The organism is Cupriavidus oxalaticus (assembly GCF_004768545.1).
GTDB lineage: Bacteria > Pseudomonadota > Gammaproteobacteria > Burkholderiales > Burkholderiaceae > Cupriavidus > Cupriavidus oxalaticus_A.
This window is the reverse complement of the sequence record NZ_CP038635.1, coordinates 65,971-81,820: the sequence shown is the minus strand read 5'-3', so window position 1 is coordinate 81,820 and position 15,850 is coordinate 65,971. Positions and strand designations below refer to the sequence as shown.

The window sequence follows — 15,850 nt, the reverse complement described above, 5'->3', positions numbered from 1 at the left end:
GCGATGCGGGAGAGGACTACATCCCCGCCCTCCCCTTCACCGTCTCCTCCAGCAGCGACCTCAGCTTCGCCAGCGCACCCGGATCCCCGCGTGCCGCCGAGCGCGCATACCAGATCTTCGCCTGCTCGATATCGCGGTCGACCACGCCAGGCTCGCCGTGCTCATAGAAGCTGCCGACGATGTACTGCGCCCCGCCATCTCCCGCACTCGCCGCGCGCCGGTACCACGCAAACGCCTGCGCATAGTCGCGCGGCACGCCGCGACCGGTGAAGTAGTTCGTTGCCAGCTCCATCTGCGCCTGCACGTGCCCGCCTTGCGCCGCGCGCTCATACCAGCGGTTCGCCTCTTCGAGCGATTTCGGCACCAGCTGGCCGCGCTCGTACAGATCGCCCCAGGTGTATTGCGCATGCGTCATGCCGTTGTCGGCCGCCCTGCGCAGCCACACCAGGGCCTCTTGCGGCCGCGCAGCGGTGCCCTCGCCACGCAGCAGCATCATCGCGTAGTTGAATTGCGCCAGGCGGTTGCCCTGGCGCGCGGCGCTGGAGAAGCCCTGCAAGGCCTCGTCGAAGCGGCCCGACTCATAGGCAGCAACGGCGTCGCGGGTCTGCGTCTGTGCGGGGGCGGGCGGCTGGGGTGCGGCGGCGGCGGGCGGCAGGCACAGCCATGCACAGCAGAGGATGCCGGCCAGCACGGCGGCATGCGGGGAACGGGCTTTCGACATGGCGGACTCCGGGCGCGGCGCCTTCTTTGCTCCAGTGTAGGAGTCAGCGGGGGCACCCGGTAGGCGGGCCAGTTTATCGATGCGAATAATCAATCATATGAAAAATAATGATCCGTCATTCTTAGCATCAATAAATTAGCGATCGGATCATATCCATCCCGCGCGGTGGAGCCGCCGCCATAGCAGTCCGCACGCCACCGCCGTCACGCCGATCACTGCCGGGTAGGCGTAGTGGAGAGTCAGCTCCGGCATGAAATCGAAGTTCATCCCGTACAGGCTGAACACCACCGTCGGGAGCGCCAGGATCGCGCCCCAGCCGGCAAGCCGCTTGACCACCTCGTTCTGGCCCACCGTCACCAGTGCCAGGTTGACCTGCACCGCGGTGGTCAGCATTTCGCGGATCACGTCCAGCGTGCGCACCAGCCGGCTGGCGTGGTCCTCGATGTCCCGGAAGTAGGCGCGCAGTTCCTTCGGCACCAGCTCCTCGTGCAGGCGGATCAGCTGGCTGCACATGTCTTCCACCGGGCTGACCGCATTGCGCAGGCGCAGCACCTGGCGCTTGACCCGGTACAGATTCTCGATCGCCCCGCGGTCGAACTCGTCGCGGAAGATGCCCTGCTCCAGGTCCTCCAGCGTGTCTTCCAGCCGCGTGACGATCGGCAGGTAGTGATCGACCACGAAGTCCATCAGCGCGTACAGCACGTAGCCGGGTCCGTTCGCCAGGCCTTGCGGGTCGCTTTCGCAGCGCTCGCGCACCGGAGTGTAGGCGCTGCTCGCACCATGGCGCACCGAGACCACGTAGTTGGGACCGACGAACAAATGCGTCTCGCCGACCACCACTTCGTCCTCGGCCAGCTGCGCCGTATTGAGCACGACGAACACCGAATCGCCATAGGCCTCCAGCTTGGGCCGCTGGTGCGCATCGAGCGCATCTTCCACCGCCAGGTCGTGCAGGCCGAAGGCGAGCTGCACCTTGCGCAGCAGCGTCAGGTCTGGCTCATGCAGCCCGAGCCAGACAAAAGTGCCGGGCACGCCCAGCACCGTGGGGATCTCTTCCATGCCGACCGTGCCGAGCCGCTGGCCCTGCCGGTAGGCCACGCAATTGACGATGGCGCCCATGGGAACTCCGCTGTCCAATGGCGCAATCGTAACAAGGCTTTGCAAATTGCTACGGCGGCGAGAGCCGGCCCTGCGTGTCGCCGGTCACTCGGCCCCGGCGGTGCGAGCCGCGTGCTGCACAACGCGCGGGCAGATGGAACGCACAGGGCACCTATTGCGGCTCGATCTCACGGATCGCGCCAATTGTTACAGTTCGCGTGTAAGACAACGTTAGAATGTGGCATTTCCACGGTCACCCGGCTATGTCCCAGAAGAAATCGCCACGCTTCGAGCTGCGCAGTGGCAACGTCGATGCCCTCCTTCTCGCCCTCCAGACCGCCGACATGGCTGCGCTGCGGGATGACCTCCTCTCCCGGTTCGAAGCCACTCCCGATTTCTTCTCCAATGACGTGATCGCGCTGGACCTGCGCGCGCTCGAGGACGATAGCGAAGTCGCGCTCGGCACGGTGATCGAGACCCTGGCCAAGCTCAAGGCACGCGCCATCGGCGTGGTGGCCCGCGCCGGCCAGCGCGAATGGGCCGAGCGCTTCGGTCTGCCGCTGCTCGACAGCCAGAGCCGCCGCGGCAGCGGTGCCGGCGCCGATCGTGCCGCCGAGGCCAAGGCCGCCGCCGAGGCGGAACAGGCCGCTGCTCAGGCCGCCGCGCAAGCCGCGGCCGAGCAGGCCGCGCGCGAAGACGCCGTCCGCGCCGCCGCGCAGGCCACCACCGACGCCGCGGTCGCCGCCGCGGTGCGCCAGCACCAGACCCTGCTGATCGACAAGCCGCTGCGCTCGGGCCAGCAGGTCTACGCGCACGGCGACGTGGTGATCCTCGACGTGGTCAGCTATGGGGCCGAGGTCATTGCCGAAGGCAACATCCATATCTATGCCCCGCTGCGCGGCCGCGCGCTGGCGGGCGTCAAGGGCAACACCGGTGCGCGCATCTTCAGCACGTGCATGGAGCCCGAACTCATTTCCATTGCCGGCATCTACCGTACCGCGGAGCAGACGCTCCCGGCCGACGTGCTCGGCAAGACGGCCCAGGTACGCCTGGCCGAAGAAAAACTGATCCTCGAGGCGCTGCGGCTCAAGTAACCGCACCGGCATCGGGGACCCCAATCAAGCAGCGCAAGCTTCAACCTAATTACTGGACCAAAGAGCCATGGCAAAAATCATCGTTGTGACCTCCGGCAAGGGAGGCGTCGGCAAGACCACCACCAGCGCCAGCTTTGCCGCCGGCCTGGCCCTGCGTGGCCACAAGACTGCCGTGATCGACTTCGACGTCGGCCTGCGCAACCTCGACCTGATCATGGGTTGCGAGCGCCGCGTGGTGTACGACCTGATCAACGTGGTGCAGGGCGAAGCCAACCTGCGCCAGGCGCTGATCAAGGACAAGAAGTGCGAAAACCTGTTCATCCTGCCGGCCTCGCAGACGCGCGACAAGGACGCGCTGACCAAGGAAGGCGTGGAGAAGGTCATCAACGGCCTGATCGAGATGGACTTCGAGTACATCGTGTGCGATTCGCCCGCGGGCATCGAGTCGGGCGCGCTGATGGCGATGTACTTTGCCGATGAGGCACTGATCGTCACCAACCCCGAAGTGTCGTCGGTGCGCGATTCGGACCGCATCCTCGGCATCCTGTCGTCCAAGACCAAGCGCGCCAGCGAAGGCGGCGATCCGATCAAGGAACACCTGCTGATCACCCGCTACAACCCCAAGCGCGTGCACGGCGGCGAGATGCTGTCGCTGACCGACATCCAGGAAATCCTGCGCATCAAGCTGATCGGCGTGGTGCCGGAATCGGAAGCCGTCCTGCACGCATCGAACCAGGGCACGCCCGCCATCCACCTGGAAGGCAGCGACGTAGCCGACGCCTATGGCGACGTGGTGGACCGCTTCCTCGGCAAGGACAAGCCGATGCGCTTCACCGACTACCAGAAGCCGGGGCTGTTCTCCCGCATCTTCGGCAACAAATAAACGGTCCGGAGGCTCATCCCAATGTCGATCCTTTCCTTCCTGCTGGGGGAGAAGAAAAAGTCCGCGTCGGTCGCCAAGGAGCGGCTGCAGATCATTCTCGCCCACGAGCGCACCGGCCATTCCGCCCCCGCCGACTACCTGCCCGCGTTGCAGCGCGAGCTGGTGGCGGTGATTTCCAAGTACGTCAAGATCAGCGACCAGGACCTGCGCGTCAGCCTCGAGCGCCAGGACAACCTCGAGGTGCTCGAAGTCAAGATCGAGATCCCGCAAGGCTGATCCCGGTCGCCATAGCCCGGTCCCCATCCGTCCCGCTACAGGCCAGGGCGCAGTGTCTGCGTCCTGGCCTGTAGTCTTTTGCGCTCCGCCATCAGTTCACCAGCCCAGTGCCCAAGCGGCCTGGGGCATTGCGCGTCGCACCAAAACTGGAATTTGTAGCGGCGAGACAACGAATTCGCACCAAAATCCTGCTTGAAAGCCGGGCTTGGCGGACATTTGTGTCCTTACTGCTTACGTTTTGTTAAATTTTCGCCGGCGTTTACACGAAACGTAGACCTTCTCCCTGCCGTGATCCGGCAGAGAACAGTACAAGACAGAAAAGGAGCACCATGAAGAAATCGGCCATCGTCCTCGCAGCCGGCAGCCTGTTGGCAGGTTCGGCATTCGCCCAGTCGTCCGTCACCCTGTACGGTATCGTTGACCAGAGCATCCGCTTCCAGACGAACTCGAGCGCCAACAACGACAACTCGTGGGAACTGACCAACGGCGCAGTGACCAACAGCCGCTGGGGTATCAAGGGCAGCGAAGCGCTGGGCAACAACCTGAAGGCGATCTTCCAGCTGGAAAACGGCTTCGATCCGGACACCGGCCGTGCCAACCAGGGTGGCCGCCTGTTCGGCCGTCAAGCCTATGTGGGCCTGTCGGGCGACTTCGGCACGATCAAGCTGGGCCGCCAGTACACCGAAGGCTTTAATTTCTTCGGCGACTTCGATCCGCTGACCATCGGCAACTACACCAACAACGCCTGGCCGTTCTTCCTGACCAACTTCCGTAACGACAACGTCGTCAGCTACGGCGGCAAGTTCGGCGGCCTGGACGTTGGCGCCAGCTACGGCTTCGGCGAGCAGCCGGGCAGCATGAGCCAGAACCAGTACTGGGGCACGCGTGCCGCTTACACCTACGGTCCGTTCGCCGTCGGCGGCGTGTACCAGGAAGTGCGCAACACCACCGGCCAGAAGCAGCAAATGTGGGGCGCTGCCGGTAAGTACTCGATCGGCCCGGCAAAGATCTTCCTGGGCTACATCGGCGGCCAGGACCGCACCGGTTCGGTCGACGCTTCGCTGAACTTCACCGGCGGCGCGACGAACAACCCGGTCCCGGCTGGCGGCAACTTCGCGGCTAACCCGCGCAAGGACACCATCGGCTACATCGGCATGACCTACCAGGCCACCCCGGCCCTGGCCCTGACCGGCGTGTTCTACGGCGACTACGTCGAGAACGTCAACGGCGTGAGCGACAACAACGGCCGCCGCTACACCGGCGTGCTGCTGGCCGAGTACTCGCTGTCGAAGCGCACCCAGGTCTATGGCACCGTGGACTTCAACAAGGTCTCGGGCGGCACCATCACCGAAATGCCGGGCCGCAACAACCAGACCGGCGCTGCCGTCGGTATCCGCCACATCTTCTGATCGTTACCCCATCAGCAGTCCCTGGCGAAAGGCACCTTCGGGTGCCTTTTTTTCATTGGCGTGCGCTGCCCTCGTGCCTGCCCTCATGCTTCCCTCACGCGGCGGCGCGCTCGATCCGTTCCAGCCGGTAGCCATGCGTGTAGACGGGCGTCAGCCGCAGCGCCTGCGACGCCTGCAGGCCGAGCTTGCTGCGCACGCGCGACACATGGGTATCGATGGTGCGCGACAGCGAAGAGATCTCGCGCCCCCAGACCGCGGCGGTGATGTGGTCGCGCGTGACGATGCGGCCCTCGTTGCGGAACAGCAGCACGGCGAGGTCGAACTCCTTGGGCGTCAGGCAGATGGGATGCCCGTTGCAGGTGGCCGTGCGCATGGCGCAGTCGAAGGCGTATTCGCCCAGCCGCAGCGGGGCGTGCGGCGACTGCACCGGGGGATAGGCGCGCCGCAGCAGGCATTCCACACGGGCCGACAGTTCGGCGGGACGCACCGGCTTGACCATGTAGTCGTCGGCGCCCGCGGCGAGCGCGCTGATGATGTCCTGCTCGGCATCGCGCCCGCTGAGGAACATCACCGGCACGCGCCGGTCGAGATGCGTGCGCACCCACGCCAGCACCTCGCGCCCGGACAGGTCCGGCATCGACCAGTCGAGCAGCAGCAGGTCGAAGCACGCATTACGCAGCGCCAGCAGCAGCTTGCGACTTTCGGTGAAGGTCACGCACTCATGCCCGCCGCCGGCGATGATCCGGCGGATCAGTGCCGCATCGGCGGGCGCGTCCTCTAGCGATGCAATCTTCTTTCCCATGTGTGGTCTCCGGCGACGTTCGCCCGCAGCGCACAGTCGCTGCAGTCGTAGCGCGTCATTTAAGACCGCGTGCCCCGCCGGACGAATAGGAAAGACCTCAATTCGGGCTTTCAACAATCTTTTACTTCTTGCCTCAGCCAGGCGCCCATAACATGGCTTCGCCATTGCCGGCGGCATTGCGCCGGCAGGAGGAGCCACGACCGTGAAGATTGCCTCGCTGCAGGCCGATCCGACCCTCGCCATCCGCATCGAACAGGCCCTGCGCCTTGACGGCCACCAGTGCCGGCGCTACCTCAGCGGCCGCACGCTGCTGGGCGCGCTGCACGCCGAGCCGTTCGACCTGCTGATCCTCGATTGCGAAACGCCGGGAATCCCGGCGCTGGATGTGCTGGCGTGGGTGCGGCGCTCGCTGGGCCATGAGCTGCCGGTGATGCTGACCGGCGGCTCGAATGAAGAGGACTTTGTCGCGGCCTGCTTTGCGCAGGGCGCCGACAGCTACCTGCCGGGGCCGCCGCGGCTGGGCGAGCTGGCCGCGCGCGTGCAGGCGCTGCTGCGGCGCGCGCGGCCGTCCACGCAAGCCTGCGAGGTGGCGCATGGCGCGTTCCGCTTTGCCCCTTCCGAGCGGCGTGCCTGGGTGCATGGCAGGCCGGTGCCGCTGGCGCCGAAGGAATTCGACCTGGCCGTGCTGCTGTTCCGCAATCTCGGCTGCGTGGTGCCGCGCCAGACCATGGTCGACCAGGTCTGGCGGTATCACATCGAGCCGACCTCGCGCACGGTGGACAGCCACCTGTCGCGCGTGCGCACCAAGCTGTCGCTGTGGCCGCACAACGGTGTGCGGCTGTCTGCGGTCTATGGGCTGGGGTGCCGGCTCGATACCGCCTGAGCCGGCATTCGCCAGGTCAGTCCGCCTTGATGCCGGCTTCCCTGACGATGCGTGCGTTCTCCGCGTACTCCTCGCGGATCGACCTGGCGAACTGCGCCGGGGTGCCGCCGGTGGGCACTTCGCCGCCCTTGAGCAGGCGCTCGTGGACGTCCGGTTCGGCCAGTGCCTTGTTCAGCTCGGCATTCAGGCGCTCGATGATCGCCGCGGGGGTCTTGCCCGGCGCGAACACGCCGAAGGTCGAAGTCAGGTTGGCCTTGGGATAGCCAAGCTCGGCCAGCGTGGGCACCTGCGGCAGGCTCTCCAGCCGCTTTGGCGCGCCGACCGCCAGTGCGCGCAGGCGGCCGGCCTGCATATGCTGGGTCAGTGCCGGGCTGGCGTTGGTGCTCATCACCTCGAACTGGCCGCCAAGCGCATCGTTCATCTGCTGGCCGGCGCCCTTGTAAGGGATCAGCGTGATGTCGGCCTTCGACTTCTGCCTGATCTGCTCCAGCACCACATGGCCGACCGTGCCCAGCCCCGAGGTCGCCCAGCGCACCGAACCCGGCTTGGCGCGGGCCTGGCCGACCACGTCGGCGAAGCCCTTGCCGCTGAAGCCGTTGGTGGCGATCACCAGCACCGGCGAGTACATCACGCTCATCACCGGCGCCACGTCCTTCTGCGGGTCGTAGTTGACGTGGCCGACATGCGGGTTCAGCGTCAGCGGGCTGGTCGAGGCGAAGCCGAGCGTGTAGCCGTCCGGCGCGGCCTTGGCGACGGCGTCGATGCCGATGCTGCCGCCGGCGCCGGCCTTGTTCTCGACCACCACCGAGGTGCCCATCTGCGCCGACAGGCGCTCGCCGAGCGCGCGCGCCACGGTGTCGCTGATGCCGCCGGTGGGATAGGCGACGATCAGGCGGATCGGGCGGCTGGGGTAATTGTCTGCGGCAGCGGAGGCGGCGACGGGGAGTGCGGCGGCCAGCAGGCCGGCGGCAACGGTGGCTGCCAGCAGGGTCGGGCGGAAGGGGAAGGCCATGGTGTCGGGAATACGGGGAGAGGATCCGGAGCGCGCCTTCGCCGGGCAGGGCGCCAGCCGGCGCGCGACAGCCGCTATCTTAGCCGATCGGTTGCGCGCTCAACGGTGCCTAGCGCACCAGCGGGCGTTCCGGCACCCAGGAGACAAAGAGCTCGTTGGCGCGGTCATAGAGGCGCCAGACCGTGCCGCAGTCGCGGCAGGCAAAGGTCAGCATGCTGAACGGCACGCCCGCGGCACTCTGGCTCACCAGCGGCGCGGTATTGCGCAGCGCCAGGCAGGCAGGCGGCTCGCGCCGGCGTGGGTCGGCGGCCAGTTCCAGGCAGCGCTCGCAGGCCGGCGTGGCGTTGGGCGGCGTCGTGACAGGCGCGGAGGTGACCGGAGAAGGCGGGGCGAGCGGGGGCATGGTGGGCACGGCGGACTTCATGCCCGCCATGATGCCGCAAAACGCAGGCCGGCAGCAGTCCGCGGCGGCTGCGGCGATGCCCATGCACTCAGTTTGCCGCGCGCTGCCCCAGCCAGACACTCGCCAGCACCAGCAACGCCCCCACCGCCTGCACCGCGGTCAGCGCCTGCCCCAGCACCACGAAGCCAAGCACGGTGGCGCTGACCGGGCTCAGCAGGCCCAGCGCCGAAACCGCCGACGACGGCATGCGTCCCACCCCGCGGAACCACAGCGCATAGGTCACGCCCGCGCCGATGATGCTCAGCCAGGCGTAGCCCAGCCAGTTGGCCAGCGTGAAATGCCCGGGCAGCGGCTCCAGCGCCAGCGCGAACGGCAGCAGGAACAGGCCGCCCGCGCACAGCTGCCACGCGGTCAGCACCAGCGGCGACAGCGGCCGCTGCCAGCGCCGCGTCAGCACGGTGCCCACCGCCATCGATGCCGCACCCGCGGCCGCCGCGGCCACGCCAATGGCATCGAGCCGTGCCGCCGGCCCCAGCACCAGCAGCGCCACCCCCAGCAGCCCGCCCATGCCTGCGAGCCAGGCCGCGGTACGCGGGCGCGCGCCCAGCCAGGCCCAGGCCAGCGCCACCACGATCAGCGGCTGGATCGCCCCGACCGTGGCGGCCACGCCGCCGGGCAACCGGTACGCCGCGATAAACAGCATCGCCTGGAAGAAGCCGATATTGAGCACGCCCAGCACCGCCGCCCGCCACCACCAGCTGCCCTTGGGCAGGGTGCGGCCCCAGGCCAGCATCAGCAGCCCGGCCGGCAGCGCGCGGATCACGCCGGACAGCAGCGGCTGGCCCGGCGGCAGCCACTGGCTGGTGACGAGGTAGGTGCTGCCCCAGATCGCCGGGGCCAGGCCGGTGAGGAGGATGTCCCGCAGCGGCAGCCGGCCGGTTGCGGGGGACGCTGAAGCCGCGGAAATTGCCCCGGCAGAAGCGGATACAGCAGCGGACGCAGCAGCGTTGGCCGGACCATTCGTCTTCATATCAAGTTTCTTGATATCAATATAAACCCACTTTACGAAGCAGATCGTTTGATGTCAAGATACTTACGTTCCTGCCTGAATGTACCAATGCCAGCCCGCCGCAAACCCCAGCCCGCAATCCCGGACGACACGCCAGACCACGTCGACACCATCCTCGCGCAGTGGGCGCGTGAACGCCCTGACCTGGATGCTTCGCCGATGGGCCTGATCGGCCGCGTGGCCCGGCTCAACCGTCATACCGGCAAGTCGATCGAGTCCGCGCTGGCGGAAACGGCGCTGCAGCCGTGGGAATTCGATGTGCTGGCGACCCTGCGGCGCTCCGGCCCGCCGTTTGCGCTGTCGCCGGGCGCGCTGATCGGCTCGCTGATGATCACGTCCGGCACCATGACCAACCGGCTCGACCACCTGGAGCGCGCGGGCCTGGTGCAACGCCGCCCCAACCCGGACGACCGGCGCGGCCTGCTGGTGGAACTGACCGACGCCGGGCGCGAGCGCATCGATCATGCTGTGGCAGTGCACGTCGAGAACGAGCACCGCCTGGTGGCGGCGCTCAGCGCCACGGAACGGGCCCAGCTGGCCACGCTGCTGCGGCGCTGGCTGCGCCAGTTCGAACCGCCTCCTGGCGGCGACGAGACCAGCGACGCCTGAGCCCTGACTGACCCGGCGCCCCGGAGCCGGCCGAGTGTCAGCCGTGCGCGCGCTCGCGCAGGTCCGGCAGGAACACCGTCAGCAGCCCCAGCAGCGGCAGGTAGGCACAGTACTCATAGACCGCGCCGATGCCGTACGTATCCGCCATCCCACCCAGCACCGCAGCGCCGATGCCGCCCATGCCGAAGGCAAAGCCGAAGAACAGCCCCGACACCATGCCGACCTTGCCGGGGATCAGCTCCTGCGCGAACACCAGGATCGCCGAGAACGCCGACGCCAGGATAAAGCCGATGATGAAGGTCAGTACCGTGGTCCAGAACAGGCCCGCGTGCGGCAGCAGCAGCGTGAACGGCGCCACGCCCAGGATCGACGCCCAGATCACGCGCTTGCGCCCGATGCGGTCGCCGATCGGCCCGCCCAGGATGGTGCCCGCCGCCACCGCGAACAGGAACAGGAACAGGTGCAACTGGGCGTTCTGCTGCGCCAGCCCGAAGCGCTCCATCAGGTAGAAGGTGTAGTACGAGGTCAGGCTGGCCATGTAGAAATACTTGGAGAACACCAGCACCATCAGCACCAGCATCGCCCGCATCACCACGCGCGTCGGCACCGGGCTGGCCGCGGCGCCCGCGGCCTTGCGCTTGCGCGCGCCCTGCGCCAGCTGGCGCGCGTACCACCCGCCGATGCGCCACAGCACCACGATGCCCACCAGCGCCGCCAGCGAGAACCACGCCAGGCTCGCCTGCTGGTGCACGATCAGCGCCGCCAGCAGCGGCCCCATGGCGCTGCCGCCGTTGCCGCCGACCTGGAAGATCGATTGCGCCAGCCCGTGCTGGCCACCCGACGCCATGCGCGCCACGCGCGACGACTCGGGATGGAAGATCGACGAGCCGGTGCCGACCAGCGCCGCCGCCACCAGCAGCACGCCGTAGGTCGGCGCCACCGACAGCAGCAGCAGGCCGCCCAGCGTAAAGGCCATCGCGACCGCCAGCGAATGCGGCTTGGGATGCTTGTCGGTGTACAGGCCCACCACCGGCTGCAGCAGCGACGCGGTGACCTGGTACGTCATGGTCAGCAATCCGATCTGCGTGAAGCTCAGGTTGAAGCCGCCCTTGAGCATCGGATAGATCGCCAGGATCAACGACTGGATCATGTCGTTGAGGAAGTGGGCGAAGCTGATCGCCGACAGCACGCGGAAGCCGGTGCGTTCGGCCTGCGCCGGCGTGGTGGAGATGCTGGAAGCTGAGGCGCCGGACGGCGCGGAGTCAATGGTTGTGCTCATTGGCGGCTCTCGACAAACGGAAAGCGGTCAGCGGGGGCGCTGGCCAGGACTGTGAGTCGGGATGCTAGCTGGCACGCACGCGCCTGTCCTGCGAGAATGGGGCCGCAACCTTGGAGAAAAGGACATGCCGCGCGCGCCCCGTGCCTCCGACGACACCGCCCCGCCGGGTTCCGCAACCGGGCGGGCCCGCGATCTGCGCGGCTTGCCGGTGCCGCCAGCCGCCACGCCGGACGACACCTACAGCAGTCCCCCGCGCTACGTCCGCTACGACCGCAGCCCGATGCCGGTTGCCGCCATGGCCGCCGACTACCTGCCCGGTGAAATGACCAAGCGGCACCAGCACCCGCACGCGCAGCTGATCCACGCGGTGCACGGTGTGATGGTGGTAGCCACCGAGGAAGGCCAGTGGATCGTGCCGCCCACGCGCGGCATGTGGATGCCGGGCGGCACCATGCACTGGATCCGCATGGTCGGCCACGTGCAGATGCGCACCGCTTATATCCGCCCGGATGCCGCGCCGGGCCTGCCGCAGCGCTGCACCGTGCTCGGCATCTCACCGCTGCTGCGCGAGCTGATCCTGGCCGCGATCGACATCCCCCTGCCCTATGAACCGGATACGCGCGATGCGCGCCTGATGCGGCTGCTGCTCGATGAAGTCCTGCTGGTGCCATCGCTGCCGCTGCACCTGCCGCGCCCGGCTGACGCAGGCCTGCGCCAGATCTGCGACGCGATCGTGCAAACGCCCGACATCGCGCTGACCCTGGCGGACTGGGGCGAAAAGCTGGGCGTGGATCCCAAGACCATCCAGCGCCGCTTTGCGCGCGAGACCGGCATGACCTTCGGGCAATGGCGCCAGCAGGCGCGGCTGCTGGCGGCGCTGGAAAAGCTGGCCGCGGGCAGCAAGGTGGTCGACGTGGCGCTGGACCTGGGCTACGACAGCCCCAGCGCCTTCGCGACGATGTTCAGGCGGCAGTTCGGCGTGCCGCCGAGCGCGTTCTTCCGCTGAAGCGCGGCGCCCCGTCGCGCCCCAGATACCGCTCCACCAGGCGCGTCCAGTACGCCGCGCCCACCGTCAGGTTCTCGTCGTTGAAGTCGTAGCCCGCGTTATGCAGCAGCGGCTGGCTGGCCCCATTGCCCAGCCGCACGAAGCAGCCCGGACGCTGCTGCAGGTAATACGCAAAGTCCTCGCTGCCCGTGATGCGCGCAGCCTGCGGCACCACCTTGTCGGCGCCGACCAGTTCCTCGGCCACCTGCCGCGCGAACTCGGTCTCGCGCTCGCTGTTCACCAGCACCGGATAGCCGCGCACGTAGTCGACTTCCGCCACGGCGCCATAGCCCTCGGCCTGCGAGAGCGCCAGCTGGCGGATGCGGTTTTCCAGCGACGCGCGCACATCGGGGCTGAAGGACCGAACGCTGATTTCCATGCGCGCGCTGTCCGGGATCACATTGGGTGCGTGGCCGGCGTGCAGCGTGCCGATGCTCACCACCGCGGCCTCGTTCGGATCCACGAAGCGCGACACCACCGACTGCAGCGCCATCACCAGGCTGCCGGCCACCAGGATCGGATCGACCGACTGGTGCGGGCGCGCCGCGTGGCCGCCCTTGCCGCGGATGGTGATGGTGACCGTGTCGCACGCCGCCATGAACGGGCCCGCGCGGAACAGGAAGTTGCCCTGCTCCACGCCCGGATGATTGTGCAGGCCGAAGATCGCGTCGCACGGGAAGCGCTCGAACAGGCCATCAGCCAGCATGCGCTCGGCGCCGCCGCCCGCGCCGATTTCCTCGGCCGGCTGGAAGATCAGGTGCACGGTGCCGTCGAAGTTGCGCGTACGCGCCAGCTGCCGTGCCGCACCGAGCAGGATCGCGGTGTGGCCGTCGTGGCCGCAGGCATGCATGCGGCCCTGATTGACGCTCGCGTAAGGCAGCCCCGTGCGCTCGTGGATCGGCAGCGCGTCCATGTCGGCGCGGATGCCGATGCTGCGCGTGCCCTCGCCGCTTTGCAGCGTCCCGACCACGCCGGTCCCGCCCACGCCACGCGTGACCGTGAAGCCCCACGCTTCCAGCAGGCTGGCGATCAGGCCGGACGTGCGGACCTCGTCAAAGGCAAGCTCGGGATTCTGGTGGATGTTGCGCCGGATCGCCTCGAGTTCGGCGCGGCTGTCCAGGGTGTCGGCCAGCCCGCAGTAGCGGCGCTTGAGTGTGGTACCGAGGTAGGACTCGATCTCGGGGGCGTGCTCTGACATGACGTTTGCTCTCTGGCGAAACCTGTATAACCAGTATTTCACGCAGAAAACGCAAGCGAAATGCCAAGTGTGCGATTTCGGGTAAATCGAGGCGATCCGGGCGTTTTCGTCACCGGAACCGTTGCGCGCACGGCACGCTTTGTATGGAAACCCAACGCTTTGTGTGAAAGCGTTTCGACGGGGAACCATTGAAGCTGGCGCTCTTTACCTGCGTTGCAGCATCGCGCAACGCGCGCGGCGGCGTCACCTTGCCAGGTAACGCCGCGCCCTGCCCGGCTTGCGCCGGGAGGGTGATCAGCGCTCGCCGTAGGCGACCACGCGCTGGCTCTGCACGCCGAGCCCTTCCACGCCCAGGCGCATGGTGTCACCCGCCTTCAGGAAGCGCGGCGGCTTGAAGCCCATGCCCACGCCCGGCGGCGTGCCGGTCGCGATCAGGTCGCCTGGCAGCAGCGTCATGAAGCGGCTGACATAGCTGACCACCGTGGCCACGTCGAAGACCATGGTCGCGGTGCTGCCCCGCTGCACGCGCTCGCCGTTGACCTCCAGCCACAGGCCCAGCGCCTGCGGATCGGCCACTTCATCGCGCGTCACCAGCCACGGTCCGGCCGGGCAGAAGGTGTCGCAGCCCTTGCCCTTGTCCCAGGTGCCGCCACGCTCGATCTGGAACTCGCGCTCGGACACGTCGTTGACCACGCAGTAGCCGGCCACGTGGTTCAGCGCCTCTTCGCGCGAGACATTGCGCGCGACGGTGCCGATCACCACGCCGAGCTCGACCTCCCAGTCGGACTTCTCCGAGCCGAACGGCAGCATCACATCGTCGTCCGGGCCGTTGAGCGAGCTGTTGGCCTTCAGGAACACGATCGGCTCCGCCGGCAGCGGCATGCCAGCCTCGGCGGCGTGATCGGCATAGTTCAGGCCAATCGCCACGATCTTGCCGATACCCGTCCAGGGCACGCCAAAGCGCGCGCCCTCGAGCACGGGCAGCGCTGCCACGTCCACCTGCGCCAGCCGCGCCAGCGCCGCGGGCGCCAGCTCGCCCGGGCCGATCTCGCCCACCACGCCGCTCAGGTCGCGCACGCGGCCGTCTGCATCGATCACGCCAGGGCGCTCGGCGCCGGGATTGCCTACTCGAACCAGTTTCATCGTCGTTGCTTTCGTCAGGGATTGGATTAGGGATGATTCATGCGGACTGCTTCAGGCCGGGGGCGCGCGCACCGGCTTCGCCCAGCGAAGCCGCCACCACGGCGAGTACCTCGGTCGCGGTGTTCTCCGAATGCCGGCGCAGCACCTGCGCCAGGCGCGGCCTGCCGGGCTCGCGCAGCGCGGCCATGATTTCTTCATGTTCCTCATGCGACTCCTGCCAGCGCAGGATGTCGGCATTGGCGGCGCCGCGCGCGCGGTGGACCTTGCTCATCAGCGTGGCGTAGACGCCGGCCAGCACCGGGTTGGCGGCGCCGTCGATGATGAGCTGGTGGATTTCCTGGTTGATGCGGAAATAGTCGGTGCGCCGCCCCGCGGCATGCGCGTCGATCATGGCCTGGTGGCGCCGCTCCAGCTTCGCCATGGCGGCGTCGCCCAGCCGCCGCGCCGCCAGTTCGCCGGCCAGCGCCTCGAGCCCGTGCAGGGTCTCGAAGGTGGCGCGCAACTCCTCCAGGTCCAGCGGCGCCACGCGGTAGCCGATGTATTGCCGGTGCAGCACCAGTCCCTCGGAGACCAGCACCTTGAGCGCCTCGCGCAGCGGCGTCTTGGAGACGTCGAAGGTCTCGCAGAAGGCGCGCTCGTCGATGCGGGCGCCGGGCGGCAACTCGCCCTCTTCGATCATGGTGCGCAGCCGGGCAGCGATGCCGGCGGACATGCCGAGCGTGCGCAGGCGCGTGGTAGGGGAAAGCGTTTGTGTCACAGACGTCACCAGAATGGGGAAATGCACCACGAGAAGGCTATCACATACCAAAATTGTGCATTCGCAACATCGTAAAATCAATAACTTACAAGCGTTGTAATTACAGATTACGTATCCTATACTCCGGCCTGTTGCGCGACACCCATTAAAACTGCCCACCCAAAGGACC

General features: G+C 67.6%; 17 protein-coding genes. 7 read left to right on the top strand and 10 right to left on the bottom strand.

Annotated elements, in window-relative coordinates:
* Positions 1-16: 16 nt before the first annotated feature.
* Together E0W60_RS11145 and E0W60_RS11140 are read right to left on the bottom strand one after the other, a co-directional pair.
* A complete protein-coding gene (locus E0W60_RS11145) occupies positions 17-721 on the bottom strand; it encodes a tetratricopeptide repeat protein (RefSeq protein WP_135704104.1) in 705 nt (234 codons plus the stop codon).
* 147 nt (positions 722-868) lie between these two features.
* Positions 869-1,840, bottom strand: coding sequence for a magnesium and cobalt transport protein CorA (locus tag E0W60_RS11140; RefSeq protein WP_133096687.1), 972 nt, complete (start codon positions 1,838-1,840; stop codon positions 869-871).
* Between the two features lie 242 nt (positions 1,841-2,082).
* On the opposite strand from E0W60_RS11140, the gene minC reads away from it, so the two are divergent.
* The 4 genes from minC to E0W60_RS11120 all read left to right on the top strand — a co-directional run bounded on the left by minC (position 2,083) and on the right by E0W60_RS11120 (position 5,481).
* Complete coding sequence (gene minC / locus E0W60_RS11135) at positions 2,083-2,913, top strand: septum site-determining protein MinC (RefSeq protein ID WP_135704102.1); 831 nt, start codon at positions 2,083-2,085, stop codon at positions 2,911-2,913.
* A 67-nt stretch (positions 2,914-2,980) separates the two neighbouring features.
* Positions 2,981-3,796 (top strand): septum site-determining protein MinD, encoded by an 816-nt coding sequence (gene minD / locus E0W60_RS11130; protein ID WP_029047801.1) that lies wholly within the window; start codon positions 2,981-2,983, stop codon positions 3,794-3,796.
* Positions 3,797-3,817: 21 nt separating this feature from the next.
* Positions 3,818-4,072 carry a cell division topological specificity factor MinE gene (gene minE, locus E0W60_RS11125; protein WP_006164360.1) on the top strand — a complete coding sequence of 85 codons (255 nt, stop codon included), beginning with the start codon at positions 3,818-3,820 and terminating at the stop codon, positions 4,070-4,072.
* Between the two features lie 329 nt (positions 4,073-4,401).
* On the top strand, positions 4,402-5,481 hold the full coding sequence (locus E0W60_RS11120) for a porin (protein ID WP_135704100.1): 1,080 nt from the start codon (positions 4,402-4,404) through the stop codon (positions 5,479-5,481).
* 94 nt (positions 5,482-5,575) lie between these two features.
* Here the strand turns inward: E0W60_RS11120 and E0W60_RS11115 are convergent, their stop codons facing one another.
* Positions 5,576-6,283 carry a response regulator transcription factor gene (locus tag E0W60_RS11115; protein WP_133096684.1) on the bottom strand — a complete coding sequence of 236 codons (708 nt, stop codon included), beginning with the start codon at positions 6,281-6,283 and terminating at the stop codon, positions 5,576-5,578.
* A gap of 202 nt (positions 6,284-6,485) precedes the next feature.
* On the opposite strand from E0W60_RS11115, the gene E0W60_RS11110 reads away from it, so the two are divergent.
* Positions 6,486-7,166, top strand: coding sequence for a response regulator transcription factor (locus E0W60_RS11110; RefSeq protein WP_133096683.1), 681 nt, complete (start codon positions 6,486-6,488; stop codon positions 7,164-7,166).
* Positions 7,167-7,182: 16 nt separating this feature from the next.
* Here the strand turns inward: E0W60_RS11110 and E0W60_RS11105 are convergent, their stop codons facing one another.
* The 3 genes from E0W60_RS11105 to E0W60_RS11095 all read right to left on the bottom strand — a co-directional run bounded on the left by E0W60_RS11105 (position 7,183) and on the right by E0W60_RS11095 (position 9,611).
* The gene (locus E0W60_RS11105; RefSeq protein WP_135704098.1) at positions 7,183-8,178 is read right to left on the bottom strand and encodes a Bug family tripartite tricarboxylate transporter substrate binding protein; all 996 of its coding nucleotides are present in this window, start codon (positions 8,176-8,178) and stop codon (positions 7,183-7,185) included.
* Positions 8,179-8,287: 109 nt separating this feature from the next.
* Positions 8,288-8,611 (bottom strand): hypothetical protein, encoded by a 324-nt coding sequence (locus E0W60_RS11100; protein WP_133096701.1) that lies wholly within the window; start codon positions 8,609-8,611, stop codon positions 8,288-8,290.
* Positions 8,612-8,669: 58 nt separating this feature from the next.
* Positions 8,670-9,611, bottom strand: coding sequence for an EamA family transporter (locus E0W60_RS11095; protein ID WP_167884579.1), 942 nt, complete (start codon positions 9,609-9,611; stop codon positions 8,670-8,672).
* Between the two features lie 87 nt (positions 9,612-9,698).
* On the opposite strand from E0W60_RS11095, the gene E0W60_RS11090 reads away from it, so the two are divergent.
* Complete coding sequence (locus E0W60_RS11090) at positions 9,699-10,259, top strand: MarR family winged helix-turn-helix transcriptional regulator (RefSeq protein WP_135704096.1); 561 nt, start codon at positions 9,699-9,701, stop codon at positions 10,257-10,259.
* A 37-nt stretch (positions 10,260-10,296) separates the two neighbouring features.
* Here the strand turns inward: E0W60_RS11090 and E0W60_RS11085 are convergent, their stop codons facing one another.
* A complete protein-coding gene (locus tag E0W60_RS11085) occupies positions 10,297-11,538 on the bottom strand; it encodes an MFS transporter (RefSeq protein WP_167884578.1) in 1,242 nt (413 codons plus the stop codon).
* A 124-nt stretch (positions 11,539-11,662) separates the two neighbouring features.
* On the opposite strand from E0W60_RS11085, the gene E0W60_RS11080 reads away from it, so the two are divergent.
* Positions 11,663-12,544 (top strand): AraC family transcriptional regulator, encoded by an 882-nt coding sequence (locus E0W60_RS11080; RefSeq protein ID WP_135704093.1) that lies wholly within the window; start codon positions 11,663-11,665, stop codon positions 12,542-12,544.
* On the opposite strand, the gene E0W60_RS11075 is transcribed toward E0W60_RS11080, so the two are convergent.
* From E0W60_RS11075 to E0W60_RS11065, 3 genes are all read right to left on the bottom strand, one after another.
* Entirely contained in the window at positions 12,501-13,781 is a 1,281-nt protein-coding gene (locus E0W60_RS11075) for a M20 aminoacylase family protein (RefSeq protein WP_135704091.1), read from the bottom strand. The genes E0W60_RS11080 and E0W60_RS11075 overlap by 44 nt on opposite strands.
* 294 nt (positions 13,782-14,075) lie before the next feature.
* On the bottom strand, positions 14,076-14,924 hold the full coding sequence (locus E0W60_RS11070; RefSeq protein WP_135704089.1) for a fumarylacetoacetate hydrolase family protein: 849 nt from the start codon (positions 14,922-14,924) through the stop codon (positions 14,076-14,078).
* A 37-nt stretch (positions 14,925-14,961) separates the two neighbouring features.
* Positions 14,962-15,681, bottom strand: a complete 720-nt coding sequence (locus tag E0W60_RS11065; RefSeq protein ID WP_240745916.1) for a GntR family transcriptional regulator — start codon at positions 15,679-15,681, stop codon at positions 14,962-14,964.
* Positions 15,682-15,850 lie beyond the last annotated feature (169 nt).

What these genes read in the sequence shown, in the direction of transcription:
- minC (WP_135704102.1), top strand. Translation starts at nt 2,083, where the DNA reads ATGTCCCAGAAGAAATCGCCACGCTTCGAGCTGCGCAGTGGCAACGTC.
- E0W60_RS11085 (WP_167884578.1), bottom strand. Translation starts at nt 11,538, where the DNA reads ATGAGCACAACCATTGACTCCGCGCCGTCCGGCGCCTCAGCTTCCAGC.
- E0W60_RS11140 (WP_133096687.1), bottom strand. Translation starts at nt 1,840, where the DNA reads ATGGGCGCCATCGTCAATTGCGTGGCCTACCGGCAGGGCCAGCGGCTC.
- E0W60_RS11100 (WP_133096701.1), bottom strand. Translation starts at nt 8,611, where the DNA reads ATGGCGGGCATGAAGTCCGCCGTGCCCACCATGCCCCCGCTCGCCCCG.
- E0W60_RS11145 (WP_135704104.1), bottom strand. Translation starts at nt 721, where the DNA reads ATGTCGAAAGCCCGTTCCCCGCATGCCGCCGTGCTGGCCGGCATCCTC.
- E0W60_RS11105 (WP_135704098.1), bottom strand. Translation starts at nt 8,178, where the DNA reads ATGGCCTTCCCCTTCCGCCCGACCCTGCTGGCAGCCACCGTTGCCGCC.
- minE (WP_006164360.1), top strand. Translation starts at nt 3,818, where the DNA reads ATGTCGATCCTTTCCTTCCTGCTGGGGGAGAAGAAAAAGTCCGCGTCG.
- E0W60_RS11075 (WP_135704091.1), bottom strand. Translation starts at nt 13,781, where the DNA reads ATGTCAGAGCACGCCCCCGAGATCGAGTCCTACCTCGGTACCACACTC.
- E0W60_RS11120 (WP_135704100.1), top strand. Translation starts at nt 4,402, where the DNA reads ATGAAGAAATCGGCCATCGTCCTCGCAGCCGGCAGCCTGTTGGCAGGT.
- E0W60_RS11090 (WP_135704096.1), top strand. Translation starts at nt 9,699, where the DNA reads ATGCCAGCCCGCCGCAAACCCCAGCCCGCAATCCCGGACGACACGCCA.
- E0W60_RS11115 (WP_133096684.1), bottom strand. Translation starts at nt 6,283, where the DNA reads ATGGGAAAGAAGATTGCATCGCTAGAGGACGCGCCCGCCGATGCGGCA.
- minD (WP_029047801.1), top strand. Translation starts at nt 2,981, where the DNA reads ATGGCAAAAATCATCGTTGTGACCTCCGGCAAGGGAGGCGTCGGCAAG.
- E0W60_RS11095 (WP_167884579.1), bottom strand. Translation starts at nt 9,611, where the DNA reads ATGAAGACGAATGGTCCGGCCAACGCTGCTGCGTCCGCTGCTGTATCC.
- E0W60_RS11070 (WP_135704089.1), bottom strand. Translation starts at nt 14,924, where the DNA reads ATGAAACTGGTTCGAGTAGGCAATCCCGGCGCCGAGCGCCCTGGCGTG.
- E0W60_RS11080 (WP_135704093.1), top strand. Translation starts at nt 11,663, where the DNA reads ATGCCGCGCGCGCCCCGTGCCTCCGACGACACCGCCCCGCCGGGTTCC.